The sequence below is a fragment of the Lelliottia jeotgali genome (assembly GCF_016771845.1).
Classification (GTDB): domain Bacteria; phylum Pseudomonadota; class Gammaproteobacteria; order Enterobacterales; family Enterobacteriaceae; genus Enterobacter; species Enterobacter jeotgali.
The window spans coordinates 1,139,243-1,157,353 of sequence record NZ_JAENMQ010000001.1 but is presented as its reverse complement, the minus strand read 5'-3'; the positions used below and the strand labels follow the sequence as shown (position 1 = coordinate 1,157,353).

At 55.4% G+C, this 18,111-nt stretch carries 19 protein-coding genes; 16 read left to right on the top strand and 3 right to left on the bottom strand.

Translation table 11 applies throughout. The features are described from left to right. Window positions 1-104 precede the first annotated feature (104 nt). Window positions 105-1,283: an MFS transporter gene (locus JBO43_RS05445; RefSeq protein WP_202673854.1), complete on the top strand. Its 1,179-nt coding sequence runs from the start codon at window positions 105-107 to the stop codon at window positions 1,281-1,283. A gap of 76 nt (window positions 1,284-1,359) precedes the next feature. On the opposite strand, the gene flk is transcribed toward JBO43_RS05445, so the two are convergent. Continuing rightward, the gene (gene flk / locus JBO43_RS05440) at window positions 1,360-2,364 is read right to left on the bottom strand and encodes a flagella biosynthesis regulator Flk (protein WP_095282786.1); all 1,005 of its coding nucleotides are present in this window, start codon (window positions 2,362-2,364) and stop codon (window positions 1,360-1,362) included. A gap of 117 nt (window positions 2,365-2,481) precedes the next feature. Between flk and pdxB the strand changes: the two genes are divergently transcribed. The 15 genes from pdxB to hisP all read left to right on the top strand — a co-directional run bounded on the left by pdxB (window position 2,482) and on the right by hisP (window position 16,570). Beyond that, window positions 2,482-3,618 (top strand): 4-phosphoerythronate dehydrogenase PdxB, encoded by a 1,137-nt coding sequence (gene pdxB, locus JBO43_RS05435; RefSeq protein ID WP_202673853.1) that lies wholly within the window; start codon window positions 2,482-2,484, stop codon window positions 3,616-3,618. A 67-nt stretch (window positions 3,619-3,685) separates the two neighbouring features. After that, window positions 3,686-4,696 carry an aspartate-semialdehyde dehydrogenase gene (locus tag JBO43_RS05430; protein ID WP_095282784.1) on the top strand — a complete coding sequence of 337 codons (1,011 nt, stop codon included), beginning with the start codon at window positions 3,686-3,688 and terminating at the stop codon, window positions 4,694-4,696. A gap of 2 nt (window positions 4,697-4,698) precedes the next feature. Next, window positions 4,699-5,511, top strand: coding sequence for a tRNA pseudouridine(38-40) synthase TruA (gene truA, locus JBO43_RS05425; protein WP_202673852.1), 813 nt, complete (start codon window positions 4,699-4,701; stop codon window positions 5,509-5,511). Window positions 5,512-5,540: 29 nt separating this feature from the next. Then, window positions 5,541-6,200, top strand: coding sequence for a DedA family protein (locus tag JBO43_RS05420; protein WP_202673851.1), 660 nt, complete (start codon window positions 5,541-5,543; stop codon window positions 6,198-6,200). A gap of 154 nt (window positions 6,201-6,354) precedes the next feature. Beyond that, window positions 6,355-7,260 carry an acetyl-CoA carboxylase, carboxyltransferase subunit beta gene (accD, locus tag JBO43_RS05415; protein ID WP_095282781.1) on the top strand — a complete coding sequence of 302 codons (906 nt, stop codon included), beginning with the start codon at window positions 6,355-6,357 and terminating at the stop codon, window positions 7,258-7,260. A gap of 70 nt (window positions 7,261-7,330) precedes the next feature. After that, complete coding sequence (gene folC / locus JBO43_RS05410; RefSeq protein WP_202673850.1) at window positions 7,331-8,599, top strand: bifunctional tetrahydrofolate synthase/dihydrofolate synthase; 1,269 nt, start codon at window positions 7,331-7,333, stop codon at window positions 8,597-8,599. Then, entirely contained in the window at window positions 8,589-9,290 is a 702-nt protein-coding gene (gene dedD / locus JBO43_RS05405) for a cell division protein DedD (protein ID WP_103947232.1), read from the top strand. Before folC ends, dedD begins: the two co-directional genes overlap by 11 nt. 255 nt (window positions 9,291-9,545) lie before the next feature. Beyond that, window positions 9,546-10,034, top strand: coding sequence for a colicin V production protein (gene cvpA, locus JBO43_RS05400; protein WP_095282779.1), 489 nt, complete (start codon window positions 9,546-9,548; stop codon window positions 10,032-10,034). 36 nt (window positions 10,035-10,070) lie between these two features. After that, window positions 10,071-11,588, top strand: a complete 1,518-nt coding sequence (gene purF / locus JBO43_RS05395) for an amidophosphoribosyltransferase (protein ID WP_095282778.1) — start codon at window positions 10,071-10,073, stop codon at window positions 11,586-11,588. An 88-nt stretch (window positions 11,589-11,676) separates the two neighbouring features. Beyond that, a complete protein-coding gene (locus tag JBO43_RS05390) occupies window positions 11,677-12,246 on the top strand; it encodes a UbiX family flavin prenyltransferase (RefSeq protein ID WP_095282777.1) in 570 nt (189 codons plus the stop codon). A gap of 291 nt (window positions 12,247-12,537) precedes the next feature. After that, window positions 12,538-13,320 carry a lysine/arginine/ornithine ABC transporter substrate-binding protein ArgT gene (argT, locus tag JBO43_RS05385; RefSeq protein ID WP_095282776.1) on the top strand — a complete coding sequence of 261 codons (783 nt, stop codon included), beginning with the start codon at window positions 12,538-12,540 and terminating at the stop codon, window positions 13,318-13,320. Between the two features lie 201 nt (window positions 13,321-13,521). Continuing rightward, window positions 13,522-14,304, top strand: a complete 783-nt coding sequence (gene hisJ, locus JBO43_RS05380; protein ID WP_095282775.1) for a histidine ABC transporter substrate-binding protein HisJ — start codon at window positions 13,522-13,524, stop codon at window positions 14,302-14,304. 85 nt (window positions 14,305-14,389) lie between these two features. Continuing rightward, entirely contained in the window at window positions 14,390-15,076 is a 687-nt protein-coding gene (locus JBO43_RS05375; protein WP_095282774.1) for a histidine ABC transporter permease HisQ, read from the top strand. Next, window positions 15,073-15,789 carry an ABC transporter permease gene (locus JBO43_RS05370; protein ID WP_095282773.1) on the top strand — a complete coding sequence of 239 codons (717 nt, stop codon included), beginning with the start codon at window positions 15,073-15,075 and terminating at the stop codon, window positions 15,787-15,789. The genes JBO43_RS05375 and JBO43_RS05370 overlap by 4 nt, the downstream gene beginning before the upstream one ends. Window positions 15,790-15,796: 7 nt before the next feature. Beyond that, window positions 15,797-16,570 carry a histidine ABC transporter ATP-binding protein HisP gene (hisP, locus tag JBO43_RS05365; RefSeq protein ID WP_095282772.1) on the top strand — a complete coding sequence of 258 codons (774 nt, stop codon included), beginning with the start codon at window positions 15,797-15,799 and terminating at the stop codon, window positions 16,568-16,570. 77 nt (window positions 16,571-16,647) lie between these two features. Here the strand turns inward: hisP and JBO43_RS05360 are convergent, their stop codons facing one another. Together JBO43_RS05360 and JBO43_RS05355 are read right to left on the bottom strand one after the other, a co-directional pair. Further along, on the bottom strand, window positions 16,648-17,157 hold the full coding sequence (locus JBO43_RS05360) for a GNAT family N-acetyltransferase (protein WP_103947229.1): 510 nt from the start codon (window positions 17,155-17,157) through the stop codon (window positions 16,648-16,650). A 57-nt stretch (window positions 17,158-17,214) separates the two neighbouring features. Beyond that, the gene (locus JBO43_RS05355; RefSeq protein ID WP_202673849.1) at window positions 17,215-18,108 is read right to left on the bottom strand and encodes a TIGR01777 family oxidoreductase; all 894 of its coding nucleotides are present in this window, start codon (window positions 18,106-18,108) and stop codon (window positions 17,215-17,217) included. Window positions 18,109-18,111 lie beyond the last annotated feature (3 nt).

Below are 18,111 nucleotides of genomic sequence, written 5' to 3'. Positions count from 1 at the left end.
GATAATGCGTAAGCGTTTAACGTCAACCAACGCACCTTAATCCTGATCATCAGGTAGAGGGGGCGTGGCATTTCCCCGCCTTACTCTTTATTTCGGAGTAACGCATGACCGCAGTAACCCAAACCGAAAAAACGGCTTCAGCGAATGTCTCGCTGTTTCGCATCGCATTCGCGGTGTTTCTTACCTATTTGACCGTCGGCCTGCCGCTGCCGGTAATCCCCTTATTTGTGCATCAGGAGCTGGGCTACGGCAATACCCTGGTGGGCGTCGCGGTGGGGATTCAGTTTTTAGCCACCGTTCTGACCCGTGGCTATGCCGGGCGACTGGCCGATCAGCATGGCGCAAAACGCTCCGCGTTACAGGGGATGTTTGCCTGTGGGCTGGCGGGCGGCGCCTGGCTTCTGGCGGCACTATTGCCGGTGGATGCCTTCTATAAGTTCGCGCTGCTGATTGTTGGGCGCTTAATTCTCGGTTTTGGCGAAAGCCAGCTGCTGACCGGGACGCTCACCTGGGGCATGGGGCTGGTCGGGCCGACGCGGTCAGGAAAAGTGATGTCCTGGAACGGGATGGCTATCTACGGGGCACTCGCCGCAGGCGCTCCGCTGGGTCTGCTGATCCACAGCCATTTCGGTTTTGCCGCGCTGGCGGGAACGACGATGGTCCTGCCGCTGGTGGCGTGGGCCTTTAATGGCACGGTGCGTAAAGTGCCCGCGCACAAAGGCGAGCGTCCTTCGCTGTGGAGCGTGGTAGGGCAAATCTGGAAGCCGGGTCTTGGACTGGCGCTGCAGGGCGTCGGTTTCGCGGTGATTGGCACCTTTGTCTCGCTCTACTTTATGAGTCGCGGCTGGGCGATGGCGGGTTTCACGCTGACCGCATTCGGTGGCGCATTCGTTCTTATGCGCGTGTTGTTCGGCTGGATGCCGGATCGTTTTGGCGGTGTCAAAGTGGCTGTGGTTTCACTGGTTATCGAAACCCTCGGCCTGCTGCTCCTGTGGCAAGCTCCGGTGGCGTGGATAGCGTTACTGGGCGCGGCGTTAACGGGCTGCGGCTGCTCGCTTATCTTCCCCGCACTCGGCGTGGAAGTGGTAAAACGCGTCGCGCCGCAGATTCGCGGAACCGCGCTCGGCGGCTATGCGGCGTTCCAGGATATCTCTTACGGTATCACCGGTCCGCTGGCGGGCGTACTGGCAACGTCATTTGGTTATCCGTCGGTGTTTTTGGCCGGGGCGGTTTCGGCGGTGGTGGGGATTGTGGTGACGATTATCGCGTTTCGTAAGCGCTGAGCGGGGTTGTCGGGTGGCGGCTGCGCCTTACCCGACCTACAAAACCCGTTATTTCGTCCGCTGGATGTTTAACGACTCAGGCAACCAGCCAGAAGAGCGCCAGGGCAATCATCAGCGCAATGAACATCAGCCCTGGACGTGCCGACAGCGATTTCATCGTTTCGACCACCGGGGCAAACAGTGGGCTATAAATCGGCTGAATGTTGCGTGCTTCTGGCACTCCGCCATCGCGTTCGGCGCGGCGAATGAATATCTGATTGAGCAAATCCTGCACCTGCGCGGTGGTCAGCACCGTTTGCGGCGTCACCTGCCAGTTCTGCTGAGCATATTCGCGCACCGCTTCAAATTCACGCGGTTCCAGCGGCTGCTTAAGCGCCGCCTGCAGGGTATGCAGCGTCGGTGCACTTTGCGTGCTCAACGTCTGGCGCGCCTGCAGCCAGGTGACCAGATGGGTAAATTGTTTCGCCGGGATCAGCTCTCCGGCTTTCACGCCAGAAAGTTCCAGCATTGATTGCCAGATAAGTTTGTTCGATTCGCCCGTGGCGGCGGCCAGCCGTGTGACCATCTGCTTGAGCGTATTATGCTCCGCTGGCTGTAATGGGCGCTCGGTAGCAGGGCGCTGCTGCGGCTGAGGGATAGAAAGCTGGTTGCTTTGCAACAGCGTCAGCACGGTTTTCAGCTGATCTGGCGTGAGCTGGCTCAGCGCCGTCTGGCCAAATTGCTGACGAATAAAATCACTTACTGCCTGGCGATTATTTCCCTGGCTTAACAACTCGGTAAGCTGGGACACAATCTGGCGAGTCGTGTGATTTTGCTGCGCGGTATTCAGGCGCAGGTTGAGATTTTGCTCGGCGGCTGGGAAGTGACGCGACAACAACGGCGTGTCATTTTTCAGCCCTAAATCATGCTTCATTCCCGCCCAAACTTCCGCATTCTGCTGCGAGGTGAGCGCAACCAGACGGGTGATCAGTCGCTCCAGAACGGTGCGCTGCTGCGTCGATAAAGGCTGTTCGCCAATGGCGGAAGCTGTTACGGGGCCTTCACCGGGAGGGCGCGGCGGCGTACCTGAAATGGGCTGCATGGTCAAAATCCTTAAAGTCGTTACTCACCGTAAACCAGGCAAGGCGTTCGGGTATGCCTGGCGGCGAGATTATGGCACACTTGCCCGGTTAACTTCCTCTCAAACAGGTACTCTGTCGTGAAAATCCTTGTTGATGAAAATATGCCTTACGCCCGTGAGCTGTTTAGCCGCCTGGGTGACGTTAAGGCTGTCCCCGGCCGCCCGATTCCGCTGGCGGAACTTGACGATGCCGACGCCCTGATGGTGCGCTCGGTGACCAAAGTAAATGAGACGCTGTTGTCGGGCAAAAGCGTCAAGTTTGTCGGTACAGCGACGGCAGGAACCGATCACGTGGACGATGCCTGGCTGGCACAGGCCGGTATCGGATTTTCAGCAGCGCCGGGCTGTAACGCGATTGCGGTCGTGGAATATGTTTTCTCTTCTTTACTGATGTTAGGCGAGCGCGATGGCTTTGCGCTGAAAGATCGCACCGTGGGTATTGTTGGCGTGGGTAACGTCGGCGGGCGTTTGCAAAAACGTCTAGAAGCGCTCGGCATCCGCACGCTGCTGTGCGATCCGCCGCGCGCCGATCGTGGTGATGAAGGTGATTTCCGCGCCCTGGATGAACTGGTCGAGCAGGCGGATGTGATCACTTTCCATACGCCGCTGTTCAAAGACGGCCCTTATAAATCCCTGCATCTGGCTGATGAAGTGTTTATTCGCCGTCTAAAGCCTGGCACTATTCTGATAAATGCCTGCCGTGGTCCGGTAGTGGATAATGCGGCGCTGTTGAAATGCCTGGAAGAGGGGCAGGATCTGAGCGTGGTGCTGGACGTCTGGGAGCCGGAGCCGGATCTGAATGTCACGCTGCTCAATCACGTCGATGTCGCTACGGCACACATCGCGGGATATACCCTGGAAGGCAAAGCACGCGGCACGACGCAGGTGTTTGAAGCCTATAGCGCTTTTATCGGTAATCCGCAGCAGGTGTCGTTGGATTCGCTGTTGCCTGCGCCGGAATTTGGTCGCATTACATTGCACGGATCGCTTGATGAGTCTTCGCTAAAAAGGCTGGTACATTTAGTGTATGATGTGCGCCGCGATGATGCGCTGCTGCGTAAAGTGGCGGGCACTCCGGGCGAGTTCGACAAATTGCGCAAGAATTATCTTGAGCGTCGCGAGTGGTCCTCCCTGTATGTCATCTGTGACGATGCCACTGCTGCAACGTTACTGAATCAACTGGGGTTCAACGCCACATATAACCCGGCGCGTTAATGTCTTCTTAATGCTTCCTGCCAGATAATCTGGCAGGGACGCCGTTTCACTTCTGGAGTAAACCACCATGTCTGAAGGCTGGAATATTGCCGTACTGGGTGCCACTGGCGCTGTGGGCGAAGCCCTGCTCGAAACACTTGCGGAGCGTCAGTTCCCGGTGGGAGAAATTTATGCTTTGTCCCGCGCAGAGAGCGCCGGGACGTCCCTGCGCTATGAAGGTAAAACTGTTCGTGCGCAGGATGTTGCGGAGTTTGACTGGACGCAGGCGCAGCTGGCGTTTTTTGCTGGTGGCGCTGAAGCGTCGGCAGCTTACGCTGAAGAAGCGGCTAACGCAGGCTGTTTAGTTATCGACCTGAGCGGTCTGTTCTCACTGGAGCCGGACGTGCCGCTTGTGGTGCCAGACGTGAATCCATTTGTGCTGGCCGATTACCGTAACCGTAACATCATCGCTGTGCCGGACAGCCTGACCAGTCAGTTGCTTACCGCCCTGAAACCGCTGATCGACGATGGCGGTTTAGCGCGCATTAATGTGACCAGTCTGCTTTCTGTGTCTGCGCAGGGTAAAAAGGCCGTCGACGCGCTGGCTGGGCAAAGCGCCAAACTGCTGAACGGGATTCCAGTAGACGATGACGATTTCTTTGGTCGCCAGTTAGCCTTCAACCTGATGCCGATTCTGGCCGATCGCGAAGGTAGCGTGCGTGAAGAGCGTCGTATCGTCGATGAGACGCGCAAAATTTTGCAGGATGACGGTCTGATTATTTCCGCCACCTGCGTGCGTGCGCCGGTCTTCTACGGCCATGCGCAGATGGTGAGCTTTGAAGCTCTGCGCCCGCTGGCTGCTGAAGAAGCGCGTTATGCGTTTGAGCGCGGGGAAGATATCTCATTAAGTGAAGAAACCGACTTCCCGACTCAGGTGGGCGATGCTACCGGCAATGCGCGTCTCTCTATTGGCTGCGTGCGTAACGATTACGGAATGCCGGAACAGGTGCAGTTCTGGTCGGTTGCCGATAACGTTCGTTTTGGCGGCGCACTGATGGCGGTGAAAATCGCTGAGAAACTGGTGCAGGAGTACCTGTAAGGATGTCTGAAGTGGAACAAAAGCCCGTTCATAGAATTGCCCTCGGCATTGAATACGACGGCAGCAAATACTATGGCTGGCAGCGTCAGAATGAAGTGCGCAGCATTCAGGAAAAGCTGGAGAAAGCGCTCTCTCAGGTGGCGAACGAACCGATCGGCGTGCTGTGCGCCGGTCGTACCGATGCAGGCGTACACGGAACGGGCCAGGTGGTGCATTTCGAAACCACTGCGGTGCGAAAACATGCGGCATGGACACTGGGCGTAAATGCGAATTTGCCTGGTGACATCGCGGTGCGCTGGGTGAAAGATGTGCCGGATGATTTTCATGCGCGATTCAGCGCCACGGCACGTCGCTATCGTTACGTTATCTACAATCAGCGTCTGCGACCGGCAGTGTTAAGCCAGGGCGTGACCCATTTTTATGAGCCGCTGGATGCCGAACGTATGCATCGTGCCGCGCAGTTTCTGCTCGGTGAAAATGACTTTACCTCGTTTCGTGCGGTTCAGTGCCAGTCGCGCACGCCGTGGCGAAACGTGATGCACATTACCGTCAGTCGTTATGGCGCGTATGTGGTGGTGGATATCAAAGCCAATGCCTTTGTACATCATATGGTGCGGAATATAGTGGGCAGCCTGATGGAAGTAGGCGCCGGACACCAGCCGGAGAGCTGGATTGCAGAACTGCTGGCAGCGAAGGACAGAACGCTTGCGGCAGCAACGGCGAAGGCGGAAGGGCTGTATCTGGTGTCGGTAGACTACCCGGATCGCTTTGACCTTCCAAAACCGCCAATGGGCCCGCTGTTTTTAGCGGACTAACGCAGTTGCAATTTAAGGTTATTCATAATATGGACTTAATACGATTTATTATTGATTTCATCCTGCATATCGATGTGCATCTGGCGGAGCTGGTCGCGCAGTACGGCGTCTGGGTGTATGCCATTCTGTTCCTGATTTTGTTCTGTGAAACCGGTCTGGTGGTCACGCCGTTTCTGCCGGGCGATTCGCTGCTGTTTGTCGCGGGTGCGCTTTCCGCGCTGCCGACCAACGATTTGAACGTTCACCTGATGGTGGTGCTGATGATTATCGCGGCTATCGTTGGCGATGCGTTGAACTACACTATTGGGCGGGTGTTCGGTGAACGGTTGTTCAGTAATCCGAATTCGAAGATTTTCCGTCGCAGCTATTTAGACAAAACGCATGCGTTCTACGAACGCCACGGCGGCAAAACCATTATTCTGGCGCGTTTTGTGCCGATCGTCCGTACGTTTGCGCCGTTTGTGGCGGGAATGGGGCATATGTCCTATCGTCATTTCGCGGCCTATAACGTCATTGGTGCGCTGCTGTGGGTGCTGCTGTTTACCTACGCGGGCTACCTGTTTGGCGATCTGCCGATTGTGCAGGAAAATCTTAAGTTACTGATTGTTGCCATTATTGTGCTCTCAATCCTGCCTGGCGTTATCGAAATAATTCGCCATAAACGTGCGGCAGCGAAGCAAGCGAAATAAATACGCATTTGCGGTTCGACCACTTTTTTATCCAAAGTTTCGGGCTGTTATGTTTTAATGTGCAACATTCATGGTCTGTTTGCGGCAAAAATGGCATTATGCGCCGCTTACAGCAAAACTGGCATACGACCAGGTTCAGGCAGAAAGGTTATCAATGAGCTGGATTGAACGAATTAAAAGCAACATAGCCCCAACCCGTAAGGCGAGTATTCCTGAAGGGGTGTGGACCAAGTGTGACAGCTGCGGCCAGGTCCTGTACCGCGCTGAGCTGGAACGCAATCTTGAGGTGTGCCCGAAGTGTGACCACCACATGCGTATGTCGGCGCGTAATCGCCTGCACAGCGTGCTGGACGAAGGTTCGCTGGTAGAACTGGGTAGTGAACTTGAGCCTAAAGATGTGCTGAAGTTCCGTGACTCCAAGAAATACAAAGACAGACTGGCTTCTGCTCAGAAAGAGACCGGCGAGAAAGACGCGCTTGTCGTGATGAAAGGTACTCTGCACGAGATGCCGGTTGTCGCTGTGGCCTTTGAGTTCTCCTTTATGGGTGGCTCAATGGGTTCTGTGGTTGGTGCGCGTTTCATCCGTGCCGTTGAGCAGGCTCTGGAAGACAACTGCCCGCTGATCTGCTTCTCCGCCTCCGGTGGTGCACGTATGCAGGAAGCGCTGATGTCCCTGATGCAGATGGCGAAAACCTCTGCGGCACTGGGCAAAATGCAGGAACGCGGTCTGCCGTATATCTCCGTACTGACCGACCCAACAATGGGTGGTGTCTCTGCGAGCTTCGCGATGCTGGGCGATCTGAACATCGCTGAACCGAAAGCGCTGATCGGCTTTGCTGGTCCACGCGTTATCGAACAGACAGTCCGTGAGAAACTGCCGCCGGGCTTCCAGCGCAGTGAATTCCTTATTGAAAAAGGCGCTATCGATATGATCGTTCGCCGCCCGGAAATGCGCCTGAAACTGGCAAGCGTCCTGGCGAAGCTGATGAATCTGCCGTCGCCGAACCCGGACGAGCCGCGTGAAGGCGTGGTTGTGCCGGATCAGGAACCCGAAGCCTGATAACTCAAAAAGGGCAGGGCCAGACGGCGCTGCCCTTTTCACTTATTCGATTCAGATGAAAGTGCGTATCATGGAAAAAAACATTGCCCCCCAAGCCACGTCACCTCTGGTCACGTGGCTTTCTTATCTGGAAAATCTGCACAGTAAAACCATCGATATGGGACTGGAACGCGTCAGCCAGGTTGGTGCGCGTCTGGATGTGCTCAAACCTGCACCGTTCGTCTTTACGGTGGCGGGAACCAACGGGAAAGGCACCACCTGCCGCACGCTGGAATCGATGCTGATGGCCGGCGGTTACAAGGTGGGCGTTTACAGCTCTCCGCATCTGGTGCGCTACACCGAGCGTGTACGCGTGCAGAATACCGAGCTGCCAGAATCGGCGCATACGGCCTCTTTTGCCGAAATTGAAGCGGCGCGCGGTGAGATTTCTCTTTCCTATTTTGAGTACGGGACGCTTTCCGCTCTGTGGTTGTTTAAGCAGGCGCAACTGGACGTGGTGATCCTCGAAGTGGGTCTGGGCGGACGCCTGGACGCCACTAACATGGTCGATGCCGACGTCGCTGTGGTGACCAGTATTGCACTCGATCATACGGACTGGCTGGGGCCGGATCGCGAAAGCATTGGCCGTGAAAAAGCAGGCGTGTTCCGCGCGAACAAGCCTGCCGTGGTGGGTGAGCCGGATATGCCGCACACCATCGCCGATGTAGCGCAGGAGAAGGGCGCGCATCTGATGCGTCGCGGCGTTGACTGGCAGTATGAGATGACGGCTGACGGCTGGCGCTTTAGTGACGCGCAGGGCGTGCTGGACAATCTGCCTCTGCCGCAGGTTCCGCAGCCTAACGCCGCAACCGCACTGGCGGCCATTCGCGCCAGTGGGCTGGCGGTGAGCGAGCAGGCGATACGTGACGGTATCCAGAATGCACTTTTGCCGGGCCGTTTTCAGATTATCAGCGAGTCGCCTCGTCTGATCCTGGACGTAGCGCACAATCCCCATGCCGCGGCCTACCTCGCAGAACGACTCAAATCCCTGCCAAAAACCGGGCGAGTGCTGGCGGTTATCGGTATGCTTCATGATAAAGATATTGCGGGCACGCTGGCCTGCATGGAGAGTGTCGTCGATTGCTGGTATTGTGCTCCACTGGAAGGCCCACGGGGCGCATCTGCCGAACAGTTGATGGAACATCTCGCGCAGGGCGACGCTTATGAAAACGTGGCGCTGGCATGGCACGCCGCGATGGCGGATGCTAAACCTGAAGATACCGTGCTGGTGTGTGGATCATTTCACACCGTGGCGCATGTCATGGAAGTGATGGAGGCGGGGAGAACCGGTGGCAAGTAAGTTTCAGAACCGTTTAACAGGAACCATTGTACTGGTTGCGCTGGGAGTGATTATCCTTCCAGGACTGCTCGATGGGCAGAAAAAACATTATCAGGATGAGTTTGCGGCGATCCCGCTGGTGCCAAAACCTGGCGATCGCGATGAGCCCGACATGCTGCCTGCGGCCACGCAGGCGTTGCCCGCTCAGCCTCCGGAAGGCGCAGCGGAAGAGGTACGTGCGGGTGATGCAGCTGCCCCGTCGCTCGATCCTTCGCGCTTAACGGCGAACAACAATAGCGAACTGGATCCTGTCCCGGAACCTGTGGTGCAGCCAAAGCCTGTTACAAAACCGGCCGAAAAACCTCAGCCGCAGCCGAAGCCGCAGCGTGATAAAGCCAGCGAGCAAATTGCCGCCGCGACAGAGGCACCGCCGGAAAAACCGGTCCAGGAAGACAAAGCAGCGCCAACCGGCAAAGCTTATGTCGTCCAGCTCGGTGCGCTCAAAAATGCCGATAAAGTCAATGAAGTGGTCGGTAAGTTACGCGCCGCGGGATATCGCGCTTACACTTCACCTTCGACCCCGGTGCAGGGTAAAATTACCCGTATTCTGGTCGGCCCAGATGCCTCAAAAGATAAGCTGAAAAGTTCGCTTGGCGACATGAAGCAAATCTCTGGCCTGAGCGGCGTGGTGATGAATTATAGCGCGAACTAATGAGTCCCTCACCCCGGCCCTCTCCCTCAGGGAGAGGGAGAAAACCATCCTCTCGCCCCTTTGGGGAGAGGGTTAGGGGGAGGGGAATTCGCGTGCGCCAGATTGCCAGATAAGGCAACAAGGCTGACGGCGTTGAGCATTTTTTCAGCGCCTTTTTTATTTACGCGCGGGAAGGAAATCCCTACGCAAACGTTTTCTTTTTCTGTTAGAATTCGCCCCGAACTGGATGACAGGGCGTTTAATCGTGGGACACATATGGTCTGGATTGATTACGCCATCATTGCGGTGATAGGTTTTTCCTGTCTGGTTAGCCTGATCCGTGGCTTTGTTCGTGAAGCGTTATCGCTGGTGACATGGGGTTGTGCTTTCTTTGTCGCCAGTCATTACTACACTTACCTGTCTGTCTGGTTCACGGGCTTTGAAGATGAACTGGTCCGGAATGGAATCGCCATCGCGGTGCTGTTTATCGCGACACTTCTCGTCGGCGCTATCGTTAACTATGTGATAGGCCAGCTGGTCGAGAAAACCGGTCTGTCAGGAACGGACAGAGTGTTAGGGATCTGTTTTGGTGCGCTGCGAGGCGTGCTGATCGTGGCAGCGATATTGTTCTTCCTTGATACCTTTACCGGGTTTTCAAAAAGCGAAGACTGGAGCAAGTCACAGCTGATTCCACAGTTCAGCTTCATCATCAGATGGTTCTTTGACTATCTGCAAAGCTCGTCGAGTTTCTTGCCCAAAGTGTAAATCGCTTTGAGATGTGGCTTAACGAGGAAAAGACGAATGTGCGGTATTGTCGGTATCGCCGGTTTCATGCCGGTAAACCAGTCTATTTATGACGCGTTGTCGGTGCTTCAGCACCGTGGGCAGGATGCAGCAGGCATCATCACAATTGATGCCAATAACTGTTTCCGTTTACGCAAAGCGAATGGCCTGGTCAACGATGTATTTGAAGCCCGCCATATGCAGCGCCTGCAAGGCAATATGGGTATTGGCCACGTTCGTTATCCTACCGCTGGCAGTTCCAGCGCCTCTGAAGCACAGCCTTTCTACGTCAACTCTCCATATGGCATCACGCTTGCCCACAATGGCAACCTGACCAACGCGCATGAGCTGCGTCAAAAGCTGTTTGAAGAGAAACGTCGCCACATTAACACCACCTCTGATTCTGAAATTCTGCTCAATATCTTTGCCAGCGAGCTGGATAACTTCCGCCATTATCCGCTGGAAGCAGACAACATTTTTGCCGCCATTGCCGCGACTAACCGCCTGATCCGTGGCGCGTATGCCTGCGTGGCGATGATTATCGGCCACGGTATGGTGGCGTTCCGCGACCCTAACGGCATCCGTCCGCTGGTGCTGGGTAAACGCGATCTGGGCGATGGCCGTACCGAGTACATGGTCGCCTCCGAAAGCGTGGCGCTGGATACCCTGGGCTTTGAGTTCCTGCGCGATGTCGCGCCGGGCGAAGCCGTCTATATTACCGAAAAAGGCCAGCTGTTTACCCGCCAGTGCGCGGAAAACCCGGTCAGCAATCCGTGCCTGTTCGAATATGTTTACTTCGCACGCCCGGACTCTTTCATCGACAAAATTTCCGTATACAGCGCGCGCGTGAACATGGGTACCAAGCTCGGTGAAAAGATTGCCCGCGAGTGGGACGATCTGGATATCGACGTCGTGATCCCGATTCCAGAAACCTCCTGCGATATCGCCCTGGAAATGGCGCGAATCCTGGGTAAACCGTACCGTCAGGGCTTCGTGAAGAACCGCTACGTGGGCCGCACCTTTATCATGCCGGGCCAGCATCTGCGTCGTAAGTCCGTTCGCCGCAAGCTCAACGCTAACCGCGCTGAGTTCCGCGATAAGAACGTGCTGCTGGTGGATGACTCCATCGTGCGGGGTACCACGTCTGAGCAGATTATCGAGATGGCGCGTGAAGCCGGGGCGAAAAAAGTCTATCTGGCCTCCGCCGCACCGGAAATTCGTTTCCCTAACGTCTACGGTATCGACATGCCAACTGCTAACGAGCTGATAGCTCACGGTCGTGAAGTGGATGAGATTCGCCAGATAATCGGTGCAGACGGCCTGATTTTCCAGGATCTCAGCGATCTGATTGACGCGGTGCGCGCCGAGAACCCGGATATTCAGCAGTTTGAGTGCTCGGTCTTCAACGGCATTTACGTGACTAAAGACGTCGATCAGCAGTATCTCGACTATCTCGACTCGCTGCGCAACGACGATGCGAAAGCCGTGCAGATGCAAAACGATCTCGAAAGTTTAGAGATGCATAACGAAGGCTAAGTCTTCGGCAAGTGAGGGCGGGTGCCCTCACTTGCAACTCCTCGCAAAATCCTGCACAGTCTGCCCTGAATCGAGAAAGGGCGAAATCATGAAACAACTCATTGTAGGGATCTCCGGTGCCAGCGGTGCCATTTACGGCGTACGTCTGCTGGAAGTGCTGCGCGACGTGGCGGATGTCCAGACCCATCTGGTGATGAGCCAGGCTGCGCGTCAAACCCTTGCTCTCGAAACCGATCTCTCCCTGCGCGACGTACAGGCGCTGGCCGACGTGGTGCATGACGCCCGCGACATCGCTGCCAGCATCTCCTCCGGTTCGTTTAAAACTGCCGGCATGGTGATTCTGCCGTGCTCGATTAAAACGCTCTCTGGCATCGTCAACAGCTATACCGACACCCTGGTGACGCGTGCCGCCGATGTGGTGCTGAAAGAGCGCCGCACGCTGGTGCTTTGCGTGCGTGAAACGCCACTGCATCTGGGGCATTTGCGTCTGATGACTCAGGCGGCGGAGCTGGGTGCGGTGATTATGCCGCCGGTCCCGGCGTTCTATCATCGCCCGCAAACGCTGGATGATGTGATAAACCAGACCGTCAATCGCGTCCTGGATCAGTTTGATATCGACCTGCCGGAAGATCTGTTCGCGCGCTGGCAGGGCGCATAGGCCGTTGCCCGTTTTGGGTGCATGATAAGCCTGGTTGCCCCGTTGCGGGGCAATTATGCAACCGCGATCATATCCTCGACATTTAATTCGTTTTTTCCCTTTATCCCTCTCCGGTTCGTTTGGCAGACCTGCTATCTTTCCTTATTAAGGCAATATCGCAACGTTTTATTAACATATTTAACGTCGAATTTTTGACCAGTCGGCAATATGGCATAAGACCTGCAAGAGAACGCCTGTTACACAACACACAACATAAACCATAAGAAAATCACGACACTTGAGGGTAAATGTATGAAGAAGACGGTTCTGGCTCTGTCTCTGCTGGTGGGATTAAGTGCGGCAGCGAGCAGCTATGCGGCACTTCCTCAGACTGTGCGTATCGGTACTGACGCCACTTACGCGCCATTCTCGTCCAAGGATGCGAAAGGTGATTTCGTTGGCTTTGATATCGATCTGGGCAATGAAATGTGCAAGCGCATGCAGGTGAAATGCACATGGGTGGGCAGCGATTTTGATGCGTTAATTCCATCGCTGAAAGCCAAGAAAATCGATGCCATCATCTCTTCACTCTCCATTACTGAAAAACGTCAGCAGGAAATTGCCTTCTCTGACAAGCTCTATGCAGCGGATTCCCGTCTGATCGCAGCGAAAGGCTCCCCGATTCAGCCGACCATTGAGTCGCTGAAAGGCAAACACGTTGGCGTGTTGCAGGGCTCCACGCAGGAAGGCTTTGCTAACGCCGACTGGCGTGAAAAAGGCGTCGATGTCGTCGCTTACCAAAACCAGGACCTGATCTATTCTGACCTCGCAGCAGGGCGTCTGGATGCGGCATTCCAGGACGAAGTCGCGGCGAGCGAAGGCTTCCTGAAACAGCCTGCGGGTAAAGAGTTTGCCTTTGCCGGTCCATCAGTGAAAGACAAAAAATACTTCGGTGACGGCACTGGGATTGGCCTGCGTAAAGACGATAAAGAGCTGAAAGCGGCGTTCGATAAAGCCTTTGCTGAACTGCGCAAAGACGGAACCTACGACAAACTGGCGAAGAAATATTTCGACTTCAACGTTTACGGTGATTAACCATCACTGACGGGTAGCGCTCCCCAAAATGGTGCAAAATACGCACCGTTTTGGGTCGTCAAGTGCATAGTTAAGCACTTATGATGCAAAAATTTCCATCTGACGGGCTTTATGCTTTGCCTTGCCAGGGGAATTAATGGCACATTAACGACACTCCCCCGTCGTAAAATCCCGTAAGAAGACAATCTGTTGAGGATAAACATGAAAAAACTGGTGTTGTCGCTTTCTCTGGTGCTGGCCTTTTCCAGCGCTACCGCTGCTTTTGCCGCCATTCCGCAAAAAGTGCGTATCGGTACCGATCCGACTTATGCCCCGTTTGAATCAAAGAATTCGAAAGGTGAACTGGTTGGTTTTGACATCGATATCGCCAATGAACTGTGCAAGCGCATCAAAACGCAATGTACCTACGTTGAGAACCCGCTGGACGCGCTGATCCCCTCGCTGAAAGCGAAGAAAATCGACGTGATTATGTCCTCCCTCTCGATCACCGAAAAACGCCAGCAGGAGATTGCCTTCACCGACAAACTCTATGCAGCGGATTCTCGTCTGGTGGTCGCAAAGTCTTCTGACATTCAGCCAACCCTAGAGTCCCTTAAAGGTAAGCGCGTCGGCGTATTGCAGGGCACGACCCAGGAAACCTACGGCAATGAACACTGGGCACCGAAAGGGATCGAAATCGTCTCTTATCAGGGCCAGGAAAACATCTACGCTGACCTGACGGCAGGCCGTATTGACGCTGCGTTCCAGGATGAAGTGGCTGCCAGCGAAGGTTTCCTGAAACAGCCAGTCGGAAAAGATTATAAGTTCGGCGGTCCGTCCATTAAGGACGAGAAACTCTTTGGCGTCGGCACCGGCATGGGCCTGCGTAAAGAAGACAACGAACTGCGAGAAGCACTGAATAAAGCGTTTGCCGAAATGCGTGCAGACGGCACTTACGAAAAACTGGCGAAGAAATACTTCGACTTTGATGTCTACGGCGGCTAATCGCCCCGTTATATAACGTGCGGCCCCTCCCGCGTTTCGGGAGGGGAAAAGACACGGTGTGACCACTCACGACAGGGCAGGCCTTATGCTGTACGGATTTTCTGGCGTTATTTTACAAGGCGCGCTTGTCACGCTTGAACTGGCCCTCAGTTCGGTGGTGTTAGCGGTGCTGATAGGCCTGGCGGGTGCGGGAGCGAAACTCTCAAGTAATCGGGTACTGGCGCTGATTTTTGAAGGCTACACCACGCTGATTCGCGGTGTGCCCGATCTGGTACTGATGCTGCTCATTTTCTACGGTCTGCAAATCGCGCTCAACGGCGTGACGGATGCCGTAGGCATGTCGCAAATTGATATCGACCCGATGGTGGCCGGTATTATCACTCTCGGCTTTATCTACGGTGCCTATTTCACCGAAACCTTCCGTGGCGCGTACATGGCCGTACCGAAGGGCCATATTGAGGCGGCGACCGCCTTTGGTTTCACCTCCTCGCAAATCTTCCGTCGGATTATGTTCCCAGCCATGATGCGCTTTGCCTTACCGGGCATCGGCAATAACTGGCAGGTTATCCTCAAAGCAACGGCGCTGGTTTCTCTTCTCGGGCTGGAAGATGTGGTGAAAGCCACGCAGCTGGCGGGCAAGAGCACCTGGGAACCGTTCTATTTTGCCGTAGTATGCGGCGTGATTTATCTGGTGTTTACCACTGTCTCCAATGGTGTGCTGCTTCTTCTCGAACGTCGCTACTCCGTGGGTGTGAAGAGGGCTGACCTGTGATTGAGATTCTTCAGGAATACTGGAAATCGCTGCTGTGGACCGATGGCTATCGCTTTACCGGCGTGGCGATCACCCTGTGGCTGCTGATTTCGTCTGTGGTGATGGGCGGGATTCTGGCGGTGTTTTTGTCCATTGGCCGCGTGTCAGAAAACAAATACATTCGCTTCCCGATCTGGCTGTTCACCTATGTGTTTCGCGGTACGCCGTTGTACGTTCAGCTGCTGGTCTTTTACTCCGGGATGTATACGCTGGAGATCGTAAAAGGCACCGAAATGCTGAACGCCTTCTTTCGCAGCGGGCTGAACTGTACTGTGCTGGCGCTGACGCTCAACACCTGCGCCTATACCACCGAAATCTTCGCCGGGGCCATCCGCTCTGTGCCGTACGGTGAGATTGAAGCAGCGCGCGCTTACGGTTTCTCGTCGGTGAAACTGTATCGCTGCATTATTATGCCTTCGGCGCTGCGTATCGCGCTCCCGGCGTACAGCAACGAAGTGATTTTGATGCTGCACTCCACCGCGCTGGCGTTTACCGCCACCGTGCCGGATCTGCTGAAAATCGCGCGTGATATTAATTCGGCGACTTACCAGCCCTTTACCGCCTTCGGCATTGCCGCGGTGCTGTATTTGATGATTTCGTACGTCCTGATTAGCCTGTTCCGTAAGGCAGAAAAACGCTGGTTGCAGCACATGAAACCTACTTCGACGCACTGAGAAAACGATGTCTGAAAATAAATTAAACGTTATCGATCTGCACAAACGCTACGGCGAACATGAAGTGCTGAAAGGGGTATCGCTCACGGCGAATGCGGGCGATGTGATCAGTATTATCGGCTCATCCGGTTCGGGAAAAAGTACCTTCCTGCGCTGCATTAACTTCCTCGAAAAACCGAGCGAAGGCTCGATTATTGTCAGCGGGCAGAACATCAACCTGGTGCGCGACAAAGACGGGCAGTTGAAAGTGGCGGATAAAAATCAGCTGCGTCTGCTGCGCACGCGTCTGACGATGGTCTTCCAGCACTTCAACCTCTGGAGCCATATGACGGTGCTGGAGAATGTGATGGAAGCGCCGATTCAGGTGCTCGGCTTAAGCAAACAGGAAGCGCGCGAGCGTGCGGTGAAATACCTGGCGAAAGTGGGGATCGACGAGCGCCAGCAGATTAAATACCCGGTGCATCTGTCCGGCGGTCAGCAGCAGCGCGTCTCTATCGCCCGCGCGCTGGCGATGGAGCCGGAAGTGCTGCTGTTTGATGAACCGACCTCGGCGCTCGATCCAGAGCTGGTGGGCGAAGTGCTGCGCATTATGCAAAAGCTCGCCGAAGAGGGGAAAACGATGGTGGTGGTGACGCACGAGATGGGCTTTGCCCGTAACGTCTCGAACCATGTGATTTTCCTGCATCAGGGCGTGATTGAAGAGCAGGGGCATCCGGACGAAGTGCTGGCGAACCCGAAGAGTCCGCGTCTGCAGCAGTTCCTGAAAGGTTCGCTCAAGTAGTTTTGTTGCCCGGTGGCGCTGCGCTTACCGGGCCTACATAACCCGTCGGCCGGGCAAACGTAGTGCCGCCCGGCAAGTCAGACCGCATTAACCTCCAGCCGATAAACCCAGTCGTCATACCGTACACCGTCAATTTCATAGGCTTGTTTCAGCACCTGAGTGCGCACAAAACCCATCTTCTCCAGCACCCGCACCGAACCGACGTTATCCGCCAACACGTAAGCATTAATCGCTTTGACGCCCGTCTGATTGAACGCATAGTCACACACGGCGCGAAGTGCTTCGCTGGCATAGCCTTTGCCCTGCGCCTGCGGAATTACCGTATAACCGATATCTGCCTCTTCACGGTATTTTGCGCTGATTTGCAGGCCAATGTCGCCCAGCGGCGTGTCATCGTCGTGAGCACGGATCACAAAGGTATGCGGCGCCGTGAGGCGGATGGCAAACAACCGTCGCGTCTCTTTCTCAGGGGCGATGGCCGCCATATAGCGCATGATGGCGCGGTCTTCGCGCAGCGAGCGAAAGAACGCCCAGTCGGAGGGTTTAAACGGGGAAAGCTGAAGTCGGGGAGTGGTGATTGTCGCCATAGTGTCGCCATTCTGGGGAGCCTGACGTACAACTCTACCATAAGCGACACGGCAGATTTAAGCCACTACATCTCCCAGGGCTTCTTCTAAGTCATACCAGCGGAAGGCAAATCCCGACGCCTCCAGCCGTTTTGGCAGGGCGCGTTGTCCGCCTAAAACGAGCACCGAGGATTCCCCCATCATCAGGCGAATCGCCGTAGCTGGCGCGCGCAAAACCGCAGGGCGTTTTAGAGCGTGGCCCAGGGCATGGGCGAATTGCTCGTTACGCACCGGATAGGGCGAAACCATATTGAACGGGCCGCGCAGATCGTTATCCAGCAGCCAGAGAATACCGTTGACCATATCGTCGATATGTATCCACGCCAGATACTGACGGCCACTGCCCATCGGGCCGCCCAGTCCGAGTTTAAAAACGGGTAACATCTTCGCCAGAATTCCGCCTTTCGGGGCCAGCACCACGCCGGTTCTAAGCAGGCAGACGCGGGTGGTGTCGCTTTGCGCACCGCAGGCGATTTGCTCCCAGCGAGCGCAGAGTTTGTGGGTGAATTCGTTGTGCGGCGGCTCTTCTTCGGTGACGACCACTTCACCGAGGTCGCCGTAATACCCGGCCGCCGAGCCGGAAATCAGCACCGACGGCGGGGTGTCGCTGGCGTGGAACAAGTCGACCAGCTTTTGCGTAATATTCCAGCGGCTGTCGCACAAGCGCTGTTTTTGTTCTTCGGTCCAGCGCTTGTCGGCGATAGGCTCCCCGGCGAGGTTGATGACGGCGTCGAAACCGTCCAGATTCTGGTGTTCTGCAAGCCCTTTCCAGATGCCCACACTAGTGCCTAGCAGCTGACGGGCTTTTTCGGCATTACGTGTCACCACGGTGACATCGTGTTTCAGCACCTGCAAACGCGAAATGAGATGACGACCAATCAGGCCCGTACCGCCAGTCACCAGAATCTTCATACA

What these genes read in the sequence shown, in the direction of transcription:
- hisP (WP_095282772.1), top strand. Translation starts at nt 15,797, where the DNA reads ATGTCTGAAAATAAATTAAACGTTATCGATCTGCACAAACGCTACGGC.
- JBO43_RS05420 (WP_202673851.1), top strand. Translation starts at nt 5,541, where the DNA reads ATGGACTTAATACGATTTATTATTGATTTCATCCTGCATATCGATGTG.
- JBO43_RS05430 (WP_095282784.1), top strand. Translation starts at nt 3,686, where the DNA reads ATGTCTGAAGGCTGGAATATTGCCGTACTGGGTGCCACTGGCGCTGTG.
- flk (WP_095282786.1), bottom strand. Translation starts at nt 2,364, where the DNA reads ATGCAGCCCATTTCAGGTACGCCGCCGCGCCCTCCCGGTGAAGGCCCC.
- JBO43_RS05390 (WP_095282777.1), top strand. Translation starts at nt 11,677, where the DNA reads ATGAAACAACTCATTGTAGGGATCTCCGGTGCCAGCGGTGCCATTTAC.
- JBO43_RS05355 (WP_202673849.1), bottom strand. Translation starts at nt 18,108, where the DNA reads ATGAAGATTCTGGTGACTGGCGGTACGGGCCTGATTGGTCGTCATCTC.
- JBO43_RS05375 (WP_095282774.1), top strand. Translation starts at nt 14,390, where the DNA reads ATGCTGTACGGATTTTCTGGCGTTATTTTACAAGGCGCGCTTGTCACG.
- hisJ (WP_095282775.1), top strand. Translation starts at nt 13,522, where the DNA reads ATGAAAAAACTGGTGTTGTCGCTTTCTCTGGTGCTGGCCTTTTCCAGC.
- folC (WP_202673850.1), top strand. Translation starts at nt 7,331, where the DNA reads ATGGAAAAAAACATTGCCCCCCAAGCCACGTCACCTCTGGTCACGTGG.
- purF (WP_095282778.1), top strand. Translation starts at nt 10,071, where the DNA reads ATGTGCGGTATTGTCGGTATCGCCGGTTTCATGCCGGTAAACCAGTCT.
- cvpA (WP_095282779.1), top strand. Translation starts at nt 9,546, where the DNA reads ATGGTCTGGATTGATTACGCCATCATTGCGGTGATAGGTTTTTCCTGT.
- truA (WP_202673852.1), top strand. Translation starts at nt 4,699, where the DNA reads ATGTCTGAAGTGGAACAAAAGCCCGTTCATAGAATTGCCCTCGGCATT.
- JBO43_RS05360 (WP_103947229.1), bottom strand. Translation starts at nt 17,157, where the DNA reads ATGGCGACAATCACCACTCCCCGACTTCAGCTTTCCCCGTTTAAACCC.
- accD (WP_095282781.1), top strand. Translation starts at nt 6,355, where the DNA reads ATGAGCTGGATTGAACGAATTAAAAGCAACATAGCCCCAACCCGTAAG.
- argT (WP_095282776.1), top strand. Translation starts at nt 12,538, where the DNA reads ATGAAGAAGACGGTTCTGGCTCTGTCTCTGCTGGTGGGATTAAGTGCG.
- JBO43_RS05445 (WP_202673854.1), top strand. Translation starts at nt 105, where the DNA reads ATGACCGCAGTAACCCAAACCGAAAAAACGGCTTCAGCGAATGTCTCG.